Origin of the sequence: Aeromonas sp. R1-1 (assembly GCF_040908495.1) — a bacterium.
In the GTDB taxonomy this organism is placed as follows: Bacteria; Pseudomonadota; Gammaproteobacteria; order Enterobacterales; family Aeromonadaceae; genus Aeromonas; species Aeromonas veronii.
On record NZ_JBFODV010000241.1, the window covers coordinates 1 to 18,369 of the forward strand.

15 protein-coding genes are annotated in these 18,369 nt (G+C 41.6%); 3 read left to right on the top strand and 12 right to left on the bottom strand.

Going from position 1 to position 18,369, the window contains the following annotated elements:
- The 3 genes from AB5Y92_RS15990 to AB5Y92_RS16000 form a co-directional block, all read right to left on the bottom strand.
- The coding region (locus AB5Y92_RS15990) for a GAF domain-containing protein (protein ID WP_368227129.1) at window positions 1–593 on the bottom strand (593 nt) is incomplete at its 3' end.
- 170 nt (window positions 594–763) lie between these two features.
- Window positions 764–1,126: a putative zinc-binding protein gene (locus tag AB5Y92_RS15995; RefSeq protein ID WP_080768709.1), complete on the bottom strand. Its 363-nt coding sequence runs from the start codon at window positions 1,124–1,126 to the stop codon at window positions 764–766.
- Between the two features lie 63 nt (window positions 1,127–1,189).
- Window positions 1,190–1,771, bottom strand: a complete 582-nt coding sequence (locus AB5Y92_RS16000; RefSeq protein ID WP_159143395.1) for a flavin reductase family protein — start codon at window positions 1,769–1,771, stop codon at window positions 1,190–1,192.
- Window positions 1,772–1,873: 102 nt separating this feature from the next.
- Between AB5Y92_RS16000 and AB5Y92_RS16005 the strand changes: the two genes are divergently transcribed.
- Window positions 1,874–2,296, top strand: coding sequence for a MarR family winged helix-turn-helix transcriptional regulator (locus tag AB5Y92_RS16005; protein WP_080768711.1), 423 nt, complete (start codon window positions 1,874–1,876; stop codon window positions 2,294–2,296).
- Between the two features lie 561 nt (window positions 2,297–2,857).
- Here the strand turns inward: AB5Y92_RS16005 and narI are convergent.
- Genes narI through AB5Y92_RS16030 form a run of 5 tightly spaced genes read right to left on the bottom strand, consistent with a single transcriptional unit; the run spans window position 2,858 to window position 10,995 of the window.
- On the bottom strand, window positions 2,858–3,535 hold the full coding sequence (gene narI / locus AB5Y92_RS16010; RefSeq protein ID WP_050555280.1) for a respiratory nitrate reductase subunit gamma: 678 nt from the start codon (window positions 3,533–3,535) through the stop codon (window positions 2,858–2,860).
- On the bottom strand, window positions 3,532–4,239 hold the full coding sequence (gene narJ, locus AB5Y92_RS16015; RefSeq protein WP_224968194.1) for a nitrate reductase molybdenum cofactor assembly chaperone: 708 nt from the start codon (window positions 4,237–4,239) through the stop codon (window positions 3,532–3,534). The genes narI and narJ overlap by 4 nt, the downstream gene beginning before the upstream one ends.
- Window positions 4,236–5,774, bottom strand: a complete 1,539-nt coding sequence (narH, locus tag AB5Y92_RS16020; protein ID WP_042084597.1) for a nitrate reductase subunit beta — start codon at window positions 5,772–5,774, stop codon at window positions 4,236–4,238. The genes narJ and narH overlap by 4 nt, the downstream gene beginning before the upstream one ends.
- 2 nt (window positions 5,775–5,776) lie before the next feature.
- Window positions 5,777–9,541: a nitrate reductase subunit alpha gene (locus AB5Y92_RS16025; protein WP_042024866.1), complete on the bottom strand. Its 3,765-nt coding sequence runs from the start codon at window positions 9,539–9,541 to the stop codon at window positions 5,777–5,779.
- Between the two features lie 38 nt (window positions 9,542–9,579).
- On the bottom strand, window positions 9,580–10,995 hold the full coding sequence (locus AB5Y92_RS16030; protein ID WP_058055685.1) for a NarK family nitrate/nitrite MFS transporter: 1,416 nt from the start codon (window positions 10,993–10,995) through the stop codon (window positions 9,580–9,582).
- Between the two features lie 447 nt (window positions 10,996–11,442).
- Between AB5Y92_RS16030 and AB5Y92_RS16035 the strand changes: the two genes are divergently transcribed.
- On the top strand, window positions 11,443–13,065 hold the full coding sequence (locus AB5Y92_RS16035) for a histidine kinase (RefSeq protein WP_159143394.1): 1,623 nt from the start codon (window positions 11,443–11,445) through the stop codon (window positions 13,063–13,065).
- A gap of 9 nt (window positions 13,066–13,074) precedes the next feature.
- Window positions 13,075–13,752, top strand: coding sequence for a two-component system response regulator NarL (narL, locus tag AB5Y92_RS16040; protein WP_017408671.1), 678 nt, complete (start codon window positions 13,075–13,077; stop codon window positions 13,750–13,752).
- A gap of 78 nt (window positions 13,753–13,830) precedes the next feature.
- Here narL and AB5Y92_RS16045 read toward each other — a convergent pair whose 3' ends face one another.
- The 4 genes from AB5Y92_RS16045 to norV all read right to left on the bottom strand — a co-directional run bounded on the left by AB5Y92_RS16045 (window position 13,831) and on the right by norV (window position 18,208).
- Complete coding sequence (locus AB5Y92_RS16045) at window positions 13,831–15,048, bottom strand: 4Fe-4S binding protein (protein ID WP_368227130.1); 1,218 nt, start codon at window positions 15,046–15,048, stop codon at window positions 13,831–13,833.
- Window positions 15,049–15,156: 108 nt separating this feature from the next.
- Window positions 15,157–15,498 (bottom strand): DUF1971 domain-containing protein, encoded by a 342-nt coding sequence (locus AB5Y92_RS16050; RefSeq protein ID WP_017408673.1) that lies wholly within the window; start codon window positions 15,496–15,498, stop codon window positions 15,157–15,159.
- A 62-nt stretch (window positions 15,499–15,560) separates the two neighbouring features.
- Entirely contained in the window at window positions 15,561–16,730 is a 1,170-nt protein-coding gene (gene norW / locus AB5Y92_RS16055; protein ID WP_042024864.1) for an NADH:flavorubredoxin reductase NorW, read from the bottom strand.
- Window positions 16,727–18,208 (bottom strand): anaerobic nitric oxide reductase flavorubredoxin, encoded by a 1,482-nt coding sequence (gene norV, locus AB5Y92_RS16060; RefSeq protein ID WP_368227131.1) that lies wholly within the window; start codon window positions 18,206–18,208, stop codon window positions 16,727–16,729. The genes norW and norV overlap by 4 nt, the downstream gene beginning before the upstream one ends.
- Window positions 18,209–18,369 lie beyond the last annotated feature (161 nt).

Sequence of the window (18,369 nt, forward strand, 5' to 3'; positions counted from 1 at the left end):
AGCGTGACTGGATTTTTTACGCGAAATGCATATTTCAAACTTTTGTCGGCAAGGAGCATGAATCCACGGCGGTTGGTAATCCCCGTCAATTCATCGATTGTGGCCATCTGGACGGCTCTTAGCTCACTTTCGACCATTGATGCCAAATCTGCTAGCATGGCTTGGTCTTTATCACTCAATGACCTGGGCTTTCTGTCTATAATACAGAGGGTGCCCAGTTTCAGGCCATCTCCCACTTCCAATGGATGGCCCGCATAAAATCGGATGTGAGGCTCCCCAGTGACTAAGGGGTTGTCAAAGAATCTGGGGTCTTGAGTTGCATCTTCGACTACGAATAGCTCCTCGCCGAGGATCGCGTGACCACAAAATGAAATCTCTCGTGGTGTTTCCAGGACAGGCAATCCACAGCACGATTTGAACCACTGTCTGTTTTCATCAACTAACGAAACCAGCGCAATGGGTACATCAAACATATTACGAGCCATCCTGGTTATGCGGTCAAAACGCTCTTCTGCTGGGCTATCAAGTACAGCAAGACGGCGTAGCGCATCTAACCGCTGCTTCTCGTTATCTGGCACTACAGGGCTTTGCATCAACATCTCCTTACCGCGTTTGACGACATGATGATGTTAGTTTATATAGTAGAACGCTATGGTGGAAACCTTAATTTGTATGGGAGAGATTGATTGAATAAAAATTTATTCAAAATGAATGAAAACACACCAAAATAAGCGGCAACACTTTGTAATATCAGGTCACCATCTTATATTAATGAATTTGAAATATCCAGAGTAAGCCTATCAGCTTCATCATAATCAAAATCTGTTTTCTGAATTTTTTTTACACCGTACTCATTAAGTAAAATATGATGTTCAGGGATGATATTGTGAATTGATAAGCAACTTTTTACACACTGTAGAGGGCATCCATCGATAGCAATGATAGATCTACCCGACTTAGCTATTCGGACTAGATGCTTTACATTTCCACCAACACCAGCAATGCAGGACATTTCTGCGTCGCCTCGTTTATCTAGCTGAATAGCCATATAGTTTGCCATCTGCGCTGCACTTGAACAACCAGAGCATGAATAAACCAATGGTAAAGAACGTAAACATTCACTCATAAATCATCCTTTAAATATCATAGTCCTATAAAGATGCCCTTAATAAATAGGGCATCAGCGAAATCAATTATCAAATTTAAAGTTTCTACCAATAGTGTTGGTAATTCCGTGGTAACTCCTGAAACTATAAATTAGAGGGCTCCACAAATCCGCGTCAATAACGTCATATTTTTTAAGTAAAGATGCATCTGCATGCACATGAGTGGCTCGCAATTCAACGATAGCAAAATTATTGCGTTTTGTTATATGTTCAACTAAACACTCGACCTGAATTAAACATTCCTGGATACGAGATGGTTTAACAGTACAAGACGCCAACTCTGTAAATCTACCAAGACTAAATTTATCACCACAATAATTGAAACCTATCTTTTCAGATGGAACAGGATCCTTTCCGGTAAATTTGGCAATAGATTCAATTCTATCCGCAAGGTTGTCTGATGCAATATTCAATACGACTTCTGGACATGTCTCAATATTTTCGATAGCCTTTGAATTTAGACTAAGGCCGATGACAATATTGTTCGAAAGAGACCAACTTGATGATATTGGCGTAATGTTAGTTGTATCAGTATTATCGATGGTACTAAGTAGAATTACAGTATTTCCCCAATAAAGTGATTTTGGGTGAATTTGCTTATGCATTGCCATCTCCTTTGTAACAAAAACACTACAAAATAATATATCACAATGTGATATAATTGAACCTATTGTATTTCACCTGAGAAGTCAACAACCGAGTAAGCTATGCTAACAAAAGCTCAATTTGAGGCACTTTCTGAGTTTCGCTATCAGTTAAAGCGTTTCCTTCACTTCAGTGAAACCGCAGCCAAGGAGCTCGGACTCACTCCATTACAGTATTTATCCCTCCTACATATACAAGGATACCCAGGGCGTGACTGGGCAAGCGTGGGTGAGCTAGCTGAGAGACTGCAAATGAGTCATCACGCTACAGTGGCTTTACTAACGCGATGTGAGGAACTAGATCTCGTGGAACGACGTAAAAGTGAAAATGACAAGCGCAGAGTTGATGTACATTTGACAAATAAAGGAAGAGACTATTTACAACAATTGGCACAACAACATAAGGCAGAATTACAATCGCTACAAAATACATTCCAAGTAGCACGAATTACAGCACTGAACGAATATCATGTTCCTGATAAGTGAAAGACAACCATGAAAAGTATGAGCAAGCTAATTGCTCATACTTAATCATACAAAGACTCTAACTATACTCGACATTAAACTGCTTACAATAAAATATAACTTGTGAACAAATCTTATCGTGGTCTTCAAAAAGAATTAAGTCAATAGTTTCATTATCAGGAAGTATATTTAGTACTCTAGAGCCAGGCTTGCTTTCAACCAACTTAATTAAAGTTATTTGGTGCCATGAGAAAAATAGATGTTTTTTATGGCAATGAAACTCAATGCCGCTGAAGTTCAATTCCAGTTTTACTTTCCTTGCTATACAAATGTATCTTATATCTATAAATGCAGTAATAATGAATATTAGCAATGAAAATAAAATAGTATTGCGATATAACTCTTCAGTTATTGGCAAACCGGTCACTTCGGATACCAACAACAGCAGTGTTGGCCAGAAAACTGCAACAAAGAAAGGTTCAACTAACTTAGTCAAAAACTTTTTATTAGATACATGATATACCATACTACACCTGATAAATAGTAGTCGCAGTTTACACTGCGACTACTACCCTAATCATGTTACCGACGAGACCTTACGATCTGGATGCGTCTAGTTAAATATTCGAGCGGTACACTCCAAACGTGTACCAATCGACAGAATGGAAAGACAACAAACAAAGTCATACCTAAAATCATATGAATTTTGTAGATAAGCGATACCCCTTCTAAATTTTTAGATGCCCCTGTTTGGAACGTTACAACATCTTGTGCCCAACTTACGAGCTTCATCATGACACTTCCATCAAGATGGAAAGCAGAAAATGGAATTGTCAGAAGACCAAGCGCTGCCTGGGAAACTAATAGCACTAAAATCAAAATATCCGCAGTCGATGATGTTGCTCTGATCCTTACGTTTGTCAGACGCCGCTTTAAGAGCAGATAACCACCGTACAACGTCATTGCACCAAAGATACCGCCAGCACACATCGCTATGAGTTGTTTTGCTTGCAATGATAAGAATGACTCATATACCCAGTGAGGTGTCAGCAAGCCAAAAAAGTGGCCGAAGATGATACCAAGAATGCCAATGTGGAACAGTCCAGATGCCAGCCTCATATTCGAGTTATCAAGCAACTGGCTTGATCCTGCTCGCCAAGTGTACTGCCCATAATCGTAACGAACCCAACTACCAAGTAGAAAAATGGTAACTGCAATATATGGGTATATATCAAAGAAGAAGCTATGAATATAGTTCATTTGTTTGCCTCACCAATTTCAAGGTACTGTGGTACGACTGCATTCTTAAATCGGTTGCTATGAATCGATTGAATTGAACTGGGACATGATTCTCCTCCTAAAAACTTCACCTGCTCTTCCTCCCAAACAGCATCTAACGCAGCGGGTGTTGCATCATCAGCCTCTTTCATAACTTGTGTGCTTATAAGAGCGCTATCGTACTCTGTCATGGATAGATCAATTAGAACCCCAAATAGAACATGATATTTGCTTTCTCTTTTGAGTAGCCTCTCTTTAAGCAACCCCAAGATCGGAGTGATAAAACACAACCCATCTATAATTTCAGCGTTATTTCTTGTTGAAAGGTATTCCAAGTAAACAGGAAGAAAATCCGGTAATTCTCTTTTGTTAAGAGAAAATCCTGCATCTTCATATTGCTTAAGCAGGTCTACCATTGCTTGTCCGCGATCACGCGACTCACCATGAACATGCTCAAAAAGAAGCAGAGAGGTGGAACGGCCACGGTCGAAGATATCACAATATATTTCTTGGAATGAAAGTAGAGAACGATCAAACGCATATGTTACAAAATCACATATTGATGATTTTTGTGCCGATGTCAGCTCATTACATTCAGCTATGCAATCAAAGATTTCATCCTTGTTTTCCCACAGATCAATATCTGGGTAGTCCAAGAGGATTGATATGATCTTTAAAGATTTCATTTTTTATCCTCACTTGGATTTGTAGATACATTAATGGCATTAATTCTCTGGCTATTAAACAGGTTGTACTTAGTGTCGCTACCTTTACAACCATCACCAAAGCTAAAGCCACACCCTTTAGCTTCAGGAAATGCTTCTCGTGCTAGCTCGCGATGACTGGAAGGAACTACAAAGCGGTCTTCATAGTTAGCTATAGCCAAATAACGGTACATTTCCTGCGCTTGGTGTTCAGTTAAACCAACCTGCTCTAATGCGCTGGTATCCACCTTTTTATCTACAGTTTCAGCTCGCTTATAATGACGCATTGCCAACATACGATTCAGTGCACTCTTAACAGGTGCTATATCGCCAGCGGTCAACAGATTCGCCAAATACTGTAAAGGAATTCGCAAGCTAGAAATATCTGGTAGAACACCATCATCACCTAAATAGCCTGCATCTTTGGCTGATTGGATAGGGGAAAGAGGTGGTACATACCATACCATCGGTAACGTGCGATACTCTGGGTGTAATGGGAGTGCAAGCTTCCATTCCATCGCCATCTTGTACACAGGTGACTTCTGAGCAGCATCTAGAACATTTTGAGTGATGCCTTGCTTTAAGGCTTCTTCAATGATAGCAGGATCATGTGGATTTAAGAAAATCTCCAACTGCTTGTTGTATAAATCCTTGTCATTTTCAGTTGATGCTGCTTGCTCAATACGATCTGCATCATAAAGGATTACTCCCAGATATCTAATTCGTCCAACACATGTTTCAGAGCAGACGGTTGGTTGACCAGACTCAATTCTGGGGTAGCAGAAGATACATTTTTCAGATTTACCACTTTTCCAGTTAAAGTAAATCTTCTTGTAGGGGCAACCAGTAAGACACATACGCCAACCACGACATTTGTCTTGGTCAATAAGGACAATGCCATCTTCTTCACGTTTATATATTGCCCCACTAGGGCAAGTAGCCACACATGCAGGATTCAAGCAATGCTCACAAAGCCGAGGGAGATACATCATGAACGTATTTTCAAACTGTCCATACATCTCCTTTTGGATGTGGTTGAAATTGTAGTCTTGTGAACGCTTAGTGAATTCCCCGCCCAAGATTTCTTCCCAGTTTGGGCCATTGTTGATCTTGTCCATACGTTGACCAGTAATCAGTGAACGTGGACGTGCTATTGGCTGATGCGCACCTTGTTTAGCATTATGTAAATGCTCATAGTCAAAGGTGAAAGGCTCATAATAGTCATCAATAGTCGGCATGTCAGGGTTGTTAAAAATCTTGGCTAAAACGCCAATCCGGTTACCCATTCTTGGAACGATTTTTCCATTGATATTTCGAACCCAGCCACCCTTCCATTTATCCTGATTTTCCCAATCGTTTGGATAGCCCACGCCTGGCTTGCTTTCTACGTTATTAAACCAGGCGTATTCCATTCCCTCGCGACTTGTCCATACGTTCTTACAAGTAACAGAGCAAGTATGACATCCGATGCATTTATCGAGGTTTAGCACCATTCCAATTTGCGCACGAATTTTCATTTTTACTTCTCCCCTGCCTTGTTACTGTACATATTGTCAGCCTGTGTATAGTCATTATTTTCGTCATCAAGCCATTTAACCTGATTCATGCGGCGGACGACAACAAACTCATCACGGTTAGAGCCCACTGTGCCATAATAGTTGAACCCATAAGCCTGATGTGCATATCCGCCAATCATATGAGTTGGTTTAGGGCAGACACGAGTAACGGAGTTATGAATCCCACCACGTTGTCCTGTTATTTCGGAGCCTGGAATATTCACCAGGCGCTCTTGAGCGTGATACATCATTACCATTCCAGCAGGGACGCGCTGACTCACCACTGCACGAGCAGTTAATGAACCATTGATATTAAATGCCTCTATCCAGTCGTTATCCTCAATTTTTAGATCTTTAGCATCATCTTCACTTATCCAAACAATTGGCCCACCCCGAGACAGTGTAAGCATCAACAAGTTTTCGCTGTATGTTGAGTGGATACCCCATTTCTGGTGCGGAGTGATCCAGTTCAGAGCTTTCTCTTTGTTACCGTTACCCTTCTTACCCATAATATTTTTAATAGTCTGGGTATTGATTGGTGGTCGATATGAAATGAGACTTTCGCCAAAATCACGCATCCATTGGTGATCCTGATACAGCTGTTGACGACCAGTAATGGTTCGCCATGGAATTAGCTCATGAACGTTTGTATAACCTGCGTTATACGAGACATGCTCGTCTTCCAAACCAGACCATGTTGGGCTAGATATGATTTTTCTCGGCTGAGCCTGAATGTCACGGAAACGAATTTTTTCCTCTTCCTTGTTGATAGCAAGATGTGCATGTTCTCGGCCAGTCAGCTTACTTAATGCATTCCAAGCCTTAACAGCCACATGACCATTAGTCTCTGGGGCTAAAGTAAGAATTACTTCAGCCGCATCAATTGCAGTGTCAATCTTTGGCCGCCCAGCATTCGCGCCATCATGGTGTGTGTAGTTAAGTTTTTTAAGAAGGTCTACTTCGGTTTCTGTGTTCCAATTAATACCCTTGCCACCATTTCCTTGCTTATCAAGGAGTGGACCTAACGATGTAAATCTTGCGTAGGTGTTAGGATAATCGCGCTCAACGGTCATTATATGTGGTGCAGTTTTTCCTGGAATGAGATCACATTCACCCAATTTCCAGTCTTTTACTTCAAACGCTTGGGCTATTTCTGCTGGAGAGTCATGCTGCATTGGCAATGTAACCACATCGGTTTCAACGCCAAGATGTCCTTTACAGAGCTCAGAAAACGCTTTTGCAATTGCCTTATAAATTTCCCAGTCGGATTTTGCTTCCCAGGCTGGATCTACAGCTGCTGACAATGGATGGATGAATGGATGCATATCCGAGGTATTCATATCATCTTTTTCATACCAGGTTGCAGTAGGCAACACGATGTCTGAAAACAGACAGGTACTCGACATCCGAAAATCTAGAGTCACAACGAGATCAAGCTTGCCTTGGGTTGGGGTATCTTTCCAATCAACTTCAGATGGTTTGCTATCACTGAATGAGCCGAGATCTTTTCCTTGAATGCCATGTTCTGTGCCCAACAGGTACTTGAGCATGTATTCATGACCTTTACCTGAAGACCCAAGAAGATTTGATCTCCAAATAAACATATTGCGTGGATAATGATCTTCGGGACACTCAGCAGCAAAACGAATACTGCCGTCCTTCAGCGAGTTAACCGTGAACTCTACAGGGCTTACCCCAAGCGCTTTTGCCTGTTCAGCAATACTCAGTGGATTAGTATTCAGCTGAGGGCTTGAAGGAAGCCAACCCAGCCGCTCTGCTTTCACGTTCATATCAATGAGATGCTTACTATATTTACTTGCATCAGCTAAAGGTGAAAGCAATTCTTGGGCATCTAACTTCTCATATCGCCATTGACTAGAGTGGTTATAGAAGAAAGACGTCCCATTCATGTGGCGTGGAGGCTTTTGCCAATCTAGGCCAAATGCCAACGGTTGCCAGCCCGTCTGGGGACGAAGCTTCTCTTGCCCTACGTAGTGAGCCCATCCACCACCGCTCTGTCCTACGCAACCACAGAATACCAGCATGTTAATCAAACCACGGTAATTCATATCCATGTGATACCAGTGGTTCATGCCTGCACCAACGATGATCATTGAGCGCCCATGTGTTTTGGCTGCATTGTCAGCAAACTCACGAGCGATGCGGATAATCTCATCTTGTGGTACACCCGTTATTTTTTCTGCCCAAGCGGGTGAATATGCCTTCACTTCCTTATAGGTATGTGCGCTGCTAGGGTCATCAAACCCTCTTTCTACACCATAGTTAGCCACGGTGAGATCGTAGACGGTGGTCACAAATTCTTGGCTTCCATCTGCCAACACGATGGATTTAGCTGGAATTTTTCTTCTGATAACTTCTTCTAATTCAACAGGTGTGAAATGCTCACTTTCCAATCCACCAAAATATGGGAAAGCCACCTCAACTAAATGTTGAGGTTCCTTTATTCCAACAGACAAAGTGACTGGTGTCTTGGACTGCCCAGCGGTCTCTTCAAGATTCCACTTTCCATCCTCTCCCCATCTATAGCCAATCGACCCTTGTGGCGCGACCAGATCACCAGAAACCTCATCAATCGCTATGGTCTTCCATTCAGGGTTGTTCTGTTCACCTATGTTATTGACCAAATCTGATGCTCTCAGGAAGCGTCCTGCTTCATAGCTACCATCTGGTCGTTTGGTCAATCTGACCAACATCGGAAAATCGGTATATTTCCTTGCGTAACTAACAAAATATTCATTTTTATGTTGAACGTGGAACTCGTTCAAAATGACATGGCCCATAGCCAATGCTAACGCGCTGTCTGTACCTTGTTTGGGGTTAAGCCAGTGATCACAAAGCTTAGCTACTTCAGCATAATCTGGAGTTATGGCGACAGTTTTGGTGCCTTTGTATCTAACTTCAGTAAAGAAGTGAGCATCAGGAGTACGAGTCTGAGGAATATTTGAGCCCCAGGCTATGATGTATGAGGAGTTGTACCAATCTGCTGACTCTGGTACGTCTGTTTGCTCTCCCCAAGTCATCGGTGATGCGGGAGGAAGATCACAATACCAGTCATAGAAGCTAAGGCAAGAGCCACCGATGAGCGATAAATATCTTGCACCTGCGGCATAGGAAACCATAGACATCGCTGGAATTGGTGAGAAGCCAACAACGCGATCTGGGCCGTGCTCTTTTACGGTGTAAACGTTTGCCGCTCCAATGATCTCATTAACTTCATTCCAGGTGCTACGAACAAAACCGCCTCTACCTCGGGCAGCCTTATACTTTTTGGATACATTCTGATCGGAAGCAATCGCACCCCATGCTAGAACAGGGTCTTTGTGCTTACTTTTTGCGTCTCGCCAAAGCTCAATCAACGCTTTCCTGACCATTGGGTACTTCAGTCGATTGGCGCTGTACAGATACCACGAGTAGCTTGCCCCTCTTGGGCAGCCGCGAGGCTCATGGTTTGGGAGATCTGGCCTTGTCCTAGGGTAATCAGTTTGCTGCGTTTCCCATGTAACCAAGCCGTTTTTTACATAGATTTTCCAACTACATGAACCAGTACAGTTCACGCCATGTGTTGAGCGTACAATTTTGTCATGTTGCCAGCGGTCTCTGTAACCATCTTCCCAATCTCTGTTCGTATTGTACGTTTGGCCGTGTTCACCAGAAAACTTTTCACCTAATGTCTTTAAATAGTTAAACCTGTCAAGAAACTTGCTCATTTTACTGCTCCATATGCATATGCATTAATAGTAACATTCTATTTATTGAGTTCTTTTCCATATACAAACCATGTTATTAGCCCACAAATAACATAGAAGACTAAAAAAGCTTTCATCGCATTAATTGGTGTTCCGCTGAGAGCTATTGATAAGCCGAATGCGTTTGGAATAAAGAAACCACCAATTGCACCTATTGCTGAGATGAACCCTAATGCTGTTGCTGTATCATTTGCTGATTTTTTTAAGGCTTGAGCTTCTGAATCATATCGCTGTAGATTCCTTTTTATCATCATCCCCCTAAACAAAACGGCGATCATTTGAAATGTAGAACCACTCCCAACTCCTGCGCATGAGAACAAAGCCATAAAGACAGCTAGAAAATAGGTGAAGTTGCCATGCCCTGCATCTGATGGAAGAGTTGAAAACAAAACCGCAACTAACGTAGCCATTAAGCAAAAGCTAACAAAGGTGACTTTAACACCGCCCAGCTTATCTGATAAAACGCCACCAACTGGCCTCATCAATGCGCCGAATAATGGCCCTATGAAAGCATATTTCATTATTTCAATATCAGGGAATTGAGTTTTAGCGAGCATTGCAAACCCCGCAGAGAATCCAATGAATGAACCAAAGGCAGCCAAATATAAAACACTCATAATCCAAAGATGTTTTTGTTTTAACACTACCCATTGCTCTTTAAACGAGGCTTTGGGTGCTGCAATATCATTCATAAAATGCCACGCTGCAATACTCAATATCAATATTACTGGCATCCATATTAAGGGTGCATTGCTGAGCCATATTGATGCATCAGGATTTCCTTGACCTAAACCGAAAGGGCCAAAGATATTTACAGAAATTACGATAGGTACAAGCATCTGCATGACACTGACACCCAAGTTACCTAGCCCCCCATTTAAACCAAGAGCCTTTCCTTGTTGAGTTTTTGGATAAAACAAGCTGATGTTAGCCATACTAGATGCAAAGTTGGCACCACCAAACCCACATAACAAAGAGATTATTAGAAATGTTGAATACGGCGTTGTGGTGTCTTGCACTGCAATGGTCAACCATGACATAGGTATCATAAGCAACAAGGTACTGAATGCTGTCCATCTCCGGCCACCAAAAACTGGGATCACAAATGAGTAAGGAATCCGTCCTAAAGCTCCAGTAAGTGACGGGAGTGCAGTCAGCAGAAACAGCTGGTCTGTTGTAAAGGTGAAACCAGCTAAAGGCAAGTTCATTGCTACTACGCTGAATATCATCCACACAGAGAATGAGATCAGTAGACAAGGGATAGATATCAGTAGGTTTCTTCTGGCAATATGAGAACCATTCTCAATCCAAAAGCACTTGTCATCAGGATTCCAGTCAACGAGCGTTTTGCTGTTATTTCTTTTATTTGTGTGACTGTCTTCACATCCATCTTTGTATTTTTGATATATGGACATTTTGCTCACCGGTTAGTGTTGGGGTACACAATTTCCAATAAACAATTTAAATGGATATTTTTTATTGACTTAGATCAACTGAACATATGTATTACAAATGATGAATATTTCGATAACTACCTACTACAGGGGGGGGCGGGTTGAAATTAACCACAACAAAATCATGCACTTAGCTTCAACAAGACTTTCTTTATCATGAGCTGGCTAATGTCTGGAATATTGTAGGTATTTACTTTGAGGTATTTTTATTAGGGTATCTAAAAGGTATAAACATCAGTAGTGACAATCTTAGGAAGTGTCAAATTCGTGAACATACTATTGAAGTATTGGAAGAAACTTTCTATTACAATTTCTATAACGTCAATTATATGTACACTATGCCTCATATCTATATTTAATATGAGTGCATCGATTTATTTGTCATCAAGCATCCAAGGGAATGCATATGTGATAAATAGTATTGGTTCAATTAGAATGAAAGTCTATGCACTCCTCTCAGGAACACTGTCTGTTGATGAAAAAGTGCAAGCGGTTAATAGCGTTGAATCAATTCTGCATGATCCTTTTTTTATTAACACGGCTGAAAAGCACAACCTTAATAAAGAATACATACAACTCAACAGTTTGTGGGATCCAAAATTAAAAAACATTCTTTCCCACTTAAAATCTGGTGATGTAGCAACACCATTAAGCATTAACCGCTCTAAAGAGTTTATTAGTTTGCTACAGAAGATAATCAAAAGCATTGAGAACAAAACAGAATCTAAGATCGTAGTGATTAATGGCCTTCAAAAAGCATCTTCTTTAATTGTTATATTGTTTTCCTTCATCGCAATTTATAGCTTAAATAAGCGTTTCTTTAGACCGTGGTCAAAATTATTGTTAATGGCTAAAAACATTCAGCATGGTGATTTTAGTTCAAAATTTGATTCTGAATCACATGATTACCGCGATGAGATGTGGCAGCTTGGCAATGCATTAAACAATATGTCAGAGGTTGTTAAGCATACCTACAGCGATCTGGAACAGATGGTAGCTGAAAAAACGCATAAACTTAACTTGCAGAATTTGCATTTAGAATTCCTTTATCGCAGTTGTAGATTATTTCAAAATCAAGAATTCAACTGCAAAGTTTTAGCTCCTTTCATGAAAGAATTAATCGGATACACTGGGGCTGGAAAAATAAAAGTATATATTCATGATCCACATAAAAATTCGGTCAAACATTTATACACCTTTGGTGAGAACGTGAGGCCATTACATTGTGCCTCTATGCGTTGCTCATTATGTATTAATAATGCAGATGTCACATCCCCTATTGAGAGTGAATATAATAATAGGTTATGGAACATTGGAGATGCGCATAATGATTATGGTTACATAGAATTTTTCTTTTCAAATGAAGTCACTATATTACATGATACAGAACAATTAATATTTGCATTTTGCAACTTGCTGTCTCAATCCTTATCTCTTTACTACAAAGAGCAACAACAACAACAACTATTATTATTTAAAGAAAGAAACACAATTGCTCAAACACTTCATGATTCGATAGCACAGTCTTTATCATACTTAAAGATAAAGATTAGCCTTCTTCAAAGGGATCCAATCATCATTAGTTCTTCTCAGGTTGATAATGTTTCAGAGATGAGGTGTGAGTTAAATGAAGCTTACTCAAACATCAGAAAACTAATTTCTACTTTTAGAATTCCATATAAGAAAATCGAAACGTTAATTTTATTAAAAGATGCGATAGCAATATTTAATGACACATATGGTTTTAACATTAGGTTGGAATATAAAGATTTTTATGAAGACTATTCGCATGAGCAGGAAATACTCATACTGAACTTCTTCAATAAATTATTCGAATGTTTAAGGATAAGTATGCCTCCATCACGGATTGAGCTGCATATAAAATCCCTAGCTGAATATGTCATTATCATCCTGAAGGGTGAAGCTGAGTTCGAGGATTCAATATCGAGCTTAGTTGTTTTTCTAAAATCAGAAAATATTTCATTCATTAATGAACGGACGCAAGTGAAAATTGATCTTCACGTAGTTTGAGGAACACACATGGAAAAAGCTTTAACAACCAACGCAGATGTTTTTTCAATTTTACTAATTGATGATCATCCTGTCCTACGGAGCGGGATTAAGCAACTTTTACGTACAAATCCCTTTTTAACTATTGTAGCTGAAGCCAGTACAGGACAAGATGGTGTTCAGCTAGCATTAGATTATGAACCTGACTTAATTTTGTTAGATCTTAATATGCCTGAGTTTAGTGGTATAGACACATTAAAGTCATTACGAGCGCATAATGTATCTAGCAGAATCGTAATCTTCACAGTATCAGATTATGAAGATGATGTTTCGGATGCTATACTTGCTGGAGCAGATGGTTATCTACTCAAAGACATGGAACCTGAAGACCTGATTAGCTCGATTGAACAGGCGTGCATGGGAAAGCTTGTGATAAGCCCAAAACTAACTGCAATCCTTATTGAAAGTATGCAGTCAAGAAGAAAAAACCGCCTTAAAGACAAAAATCTCCAAGTGTTAAGCCATCGCGAAATAGATGTTTTGAAATTTATTGCTCAAGGCTTGCCTAATAAGGTTATATCAAGACGTTTATTTATTTCTGAAGGAACAGTTAAAGTTCATGTAAAAAACATTCTTAAAAAATTAAATCTTCATTCAAGAATTGAAGTTGCAGTGTGGGTTCATAATGAGAAGATTATTTTCGACTAGTAGTGATAACTATTGCGTTATTTAATCATTTGCAGAAATAAAGCGTCACCGAAAAGTGGCGCTTTAATAGCTATCACTCTAATGTGAAAGGCCAGGAAGGATTTCCAATAGATAACGGCGCTGTTCTAATGGTGTGTTGCTTGTCCAAAAATCGAAAATCACATGAGCTAGCAATGGCATTAAGAGAAGTAAAACACACAACATTGCAAGCAGTTTCTTTGCTGAAACCTTTTTATTCGCAGTACCAAAATGAATCGCATTAGCTTGTTTTGGGCATGCAGAGATACAAGTTAAACAGTTTGTACACTCAATATTTCTGACAGATATAAGTTCATGAACCTGTATCCTTGATGGACATGCTCTACTGCATTTATCACAATCGTATCCCTTGCTTCGTAAACAGCTGCTGGAAGACCTGCGAATACGTAATGGTGTCAGAAGTCCTAACAAGGCAAGCCATCCACCATAAGGGCATAGGTATCTACAGAAGCCTTGCTTGAAAAACATCGTGATACATAATACCCAGGCAACAAAAATGCCTGATATGAAGTTTAAGTTGAAAAAGAAGGCTCCCATTTTCATGTCAGCAGCTTGGTGATACTGGCTCATCAAGTACCCTGGCAGTGCAACATTTGGAACAGCAAGAATAACTATGAACATCAGAAATGATAGAACTAGACATTTCTGAGACCTGAGCAGTAGGTCTAACCATTTTGGCGGAGTCCACTCACCAGGTAGCAGCAAATTTCGAAAATGATACAGCCATTCACCGACAACCCCAAGAGGGCAAAACCATGAGCAGAAGGCACGACCTAAAATGAGTCCAGATAAGGAAATAACCAAGACTGTGATTGTTGCAGCTGGATGGTGGTAATCAGTAATGCCCAAACTCAACAACGCCCGCAAGCCAAGACCGCCCGCTATAGGTAGAAAGCCATCTACGATATCAGGTCTAGACAGCCAAGGTAGGTCACCCTGGTGGAGTTGAAAAATATAAACGCCATACTGTATTGTTACAAATCCCCACGATATAACTAAGAAATATCTAACTAAACTACGAAGTTGTTGATCACTTGAATCATAAAATGCGGATATTAATTTATATCTATAAAGCATACCAATAGCGACAGCAAACACGATTAAACTACTTAGTGGTGGCTTGGCTGCTACCGTCAACCATACAGCAGCGGTTAGCATCATGAACAGCTGCCAAGACCAGCCTGAACGCTCATGCCACTGGAACAACAACAGATACACCAAGCCACTCAGCATGGTTATGGTTTCAATCCCACTCATCTAGCCAACTCCCATCGCAAAAACAGCCAATCATAAACAACATTACAGTTATTCATTTTGATCTGGATGGGCAGTTGGCCTAGTTTGTGGCGATGACCAGATTGTAATTTATTCTCTTGTCTTAATGAGTGGGGTGTCTGAGCTTACGTTTTCAGCCCAAAAATGGATATTGAATCTAGCATCTTCAGACAGTTCAACCCTGTGCCAATACTGAGGTGGGCTGGTTGCAAACTCTCCGGCTCGGATTACAAGCGTAATTTCAGGTATCTCCGCTGTTTCATCAGCAAAACCGTAATATGTTACCGTCCCCTCCATTACACATAACTGACCGAATACGCCAGCAGCTGTATTGTGATGGGTTAATAGAGCCTGTGGTACGTTTTCATTTGTAAAGAATGGGGTTGAACGGCGAACAACCCAATGAGCTGGTATACTATGCAGTAGCGACATGTTTTATCCTTAATAATCTATGAAATTAAGTAAGGCTGAGCATATGCTCAGCCAGCAATTATTCATCTAGAAAGAAGGCGTAGAAGTGGGAATGCAGCTCCCATTTGGTCTCCACCTACGACAAAGCCGCACATTTCACCATCCTCGCTGCGAGCTTCTGCGACCATTCCATTTTTATTCCACTTAAACTGCCATGAAAGGTCTGTACCTTTTGTTCTACCAGCTAACTGCAAAGGATATTGAAGTGTTTTTACCTTCACTAGCATTGGAGGAAGCGTTAGTGGTGTTGGCTTACCAATCAGAGTTTTAGATAATGCATTGGCACCGAGAACAATTGGCTGCAAAAAGGGGCGTAATTCACCTTTCCACTCAACGCAATCGCCAAGCGCATAAATGTGCTCACTCGATGTTCTCAGGTATTCATCCACTACAATTCCACGCCTTACAGCCAGTCCCGCATTCATCGCTAAGGATAGATTCGGTTGTAGACCTATAGCTGAAATGACAAGATCCTGTTCACTGAAACTGCTGTCAGTGAGCTCTATCGTAAAGGATTCGTTGGCATCTCCTCTTTGTATCGACTTGATACCTCGACCAAGTTTTAGGTCAACCCCCTGCTCCCGTAAGGCTTGCAGTAACGGTTGACTCAATGCAGCTGGCATTAATGTACTTAGGGGGCTGTCCGCCAGATCTACAAGCGTCACAATTCGGTCTTGGCCCACCATATCCATAGCCAACTCACAGCCGATCAAACCTGCTCCGAGTACCATAATGCGTTTTGCATTCTTAATTAATTGTTCGGCATTGGCATAATCATTTTGGCTATTGAGGGTTACCATTTTATCCGAGTTGGGAACGGGAGGCAGTATAGAACTGGCCCCAGTTGCCAGCACTAGCTGGCCATAAGAAAAATCGCCATTATTTGTGTGTACCATTTTGTTATTCGGACTAATGCTATGCACAATCGTATTAGGTGACAGAATGATACGTTGCTGTTCAGCAAATTGAGCCCCCGTCAACTTTGTCATTGCGCTGGCGGTGTAACCACGACTGACCACATGACTCAAGTCCGGTTTGTTATATTCATTGCCATTATCAGCGGTAATAAGACGGATCGGTCTTTCACCATCTAATTTACGCAAGCTTTTTACCAACTGCTGAGCGGCAAAGCCGCTACCGATGATGACTATATCCTGGCTGGAACCAGCATAATGCTCATTTAATGCGCTCATACACATGCCTCCACTGCGCATGGTTCGAATACCTCCTTGCCGATGCCGCAGCCAGGGCAAAGGAAACTCTCCGGTACAAGGCTCCAGGGAGTGCCAACCGCAACCAATTGATCCGGTTCACCTAAGGCGGGGTCATAAACCCACTGGCAGACTGTGCAAAGCATTGCTTGCTCATCGTCTACTCCGGCTACAACTGACTGGGTGGTCTCCTCTACAGGGGAGATATCAACAGTGAATGGCACTTGATGGGCTGCTTTTTCTGGGCGAGGCACCTCAATAGGATGTAACGCCCATTGACGAGCGAGCTGGCGTCCATGCTCTCGGCACTCTGCCAGTGCAGAACCATCTGGTCGCCATTTGGCTTTCAGAGAAATGCTGATATCAAAGCCTGCATCCATCAATCGGGTCTGGATACGATCTACTGCACCACCAGTCCAGCCGTAACTGCCGAATGCAGAAGCACGCTTGTTTCTAAAGCGCAGGCCAGTTATCTCCTCCAGCATGCCTGCCACCTTAGGCATCATGACGTTGTTCATTGTGGATGAGCCCACGAGTATTCCCTTGGAGCGGAACACTTGTGTCAGGATCTCGTTCTTATCGTGGCGGGCTACGTTGTAGATCTTGACTGCGACCCCAGGGTCAACTTCGTGAATACCCTGTGCGATGGCATCGGCCATCATACGGGTGTTGTTTGACATCGAGTCATAGAACAGGGTGATACGATCTTCTTGGTAGTGGTCTGCCCACTCCAGATACTTGAGAATAATTTGGGTCGGATCCTCACGCCAGGCAATACCGTGGGAGGTTGCCACCATGCTTACTGGCAGGTTGAATCCAAGCACCTCTTTGATTTTAGCTGTCACAAGTGGGCTGAATGGGGTGAGGATATTTGCGTAGTACCGTTGGCACTGCTCCATCAATTCGGTTTGATCTACTTCGTCATTGAACAGATGCTCATCACAATAGTGTTGACCGAAGGCATCGTTAGAAAACAACACTGCGTCCTCAGTCATGTAGGTCATCATGCTGTCGGGCCAGTGCAGCATAGGTGTTTCAATGAACACCAGCTGCTTGCCATTACCGATGTCGAGACTGTCGCCTGTTTTGACTGGATGGAAGTTCCATTCAGGATGATGATGGTGTCCCGTGATTGAGTCGATAGCGTTGTGAGTGCAGTAAATCGGAGTGCCTGGGATACGAGCCATCAATTCGGTCAGTGCCCCTGCGTGATCTTCCTCAGCATGGTTGATCACCACATAATCGATAAGGTTAAGGTCGATCTCTGCTGCAAGGTTTTGAACGAACTCTCGGCTGAACTTATGATCGACTGTATCAATCAGCACGTTCTTCCCTTCACGGATGAGATAGCTGTTGTAGCTCGTCCCCTTGTTTGTCTTGTACTCAGTACCATGAAAATCTCGAACTTCCCAGTCCCGTTGGCCGACCCAGTGAATGTTGTTTTTGACATGAATGGTCATCTGGCAATTCCTCAGTATGTAATAGTTGGTATTTCTTGATATCAACTATTGCAGCTAACATGCCAACTCATAACTCATTGTTTTTATGAGGCTTAGTTTATTTTCTTGTTAAAATGACATAGTATTGATATTGTTTAAATGACAGCATTAATGTCATTTGG

Coding starts and splice junctions, on each gene's coding strand:
- AB5Y92_RS15995 (WP_080768709.1), bottom strand. CDS start 1,126: ATGAGTGAATGTTTACGTTCTTTACCATTGGTTTATTCATGCTCTGGT.
- narL (WP_017408671.1), top strand. CDS start 13,075: ATGGAAAAAGCTTTAACAACCAACGCAGATGTTTTTTCAATTTTACTA.
- AB5Y92_RS16005 (WP_080768711.1), top strand. CDS start 1,874: ATGCTAACAAAAGCTCAATTTGAGGCACTTTCTGAGTTTCGCTATCAG.
- AB5Y92_RS16050 (WP_017408673.1), bottom strand. CDS start 15,498: ATGTCGCTACTGCATAGTATACCAGCTCATTGGGTTGTTCGCCGTTCA.
- AB5Y92_RS16000 (WP_159143395.1), bottom strand. CDS start 1,771: ATGCATAAGCAAATTCACCCAAAATCACTTTATTGGGGAAATACTGTA.
- AB5Y92_RS16045 (WP_368227130.1), bottom strand. CDS start 15,048: ATGAGTGGGATTGAAACCATAACCATGCTGAGTGGCTTGGTGTATCTG.
- AB5Y92_RS16030 (WP_058055685.1), bottom strand. CDS start 10,995: ATGTCCATATATCAAAAATACAAAGATGGATGTGAAGACAGTCACACA.
- narJ (WP_224968194.1), bottom strand. CDS start 4,239: ATGAAATCTTTAAAGATCATATCAATCCTCTTGGACTACCCAGATATT.
- norW (WP_042024864.1), bottom strand. CDS start 16,730: ATGAGCGCATTAAATGAGCATTATGCTGGTTCCAGCCAGGATATAGTC.
- narI (WP_050555280.1), bottom strand. CDS start 3,535: ATGAACTATATTCATAGCTTCTTCTTTGATATATACCCATATATTGCA.
- norV (WP_368227131.1), bottom strand. CDS start 18,208: ATGACCATTCATGTCAAAAACAACATTCACTGGGTCGGCCAACGGGAC.
- AB5Y92_RS16025 (WP_042024866.1), bottom strand. CDS start 9,541: ATGAGCAAGTTTCTTGACAGGTTTAACTATTTAAAGACATTAGGTGAA.
- narH (WP_042084597.1), bottom strand. CDS start 5,774: ATGAAAATTCGTGCGCAAATTGGAATGGTGCTAAACCTCGATAAATGC.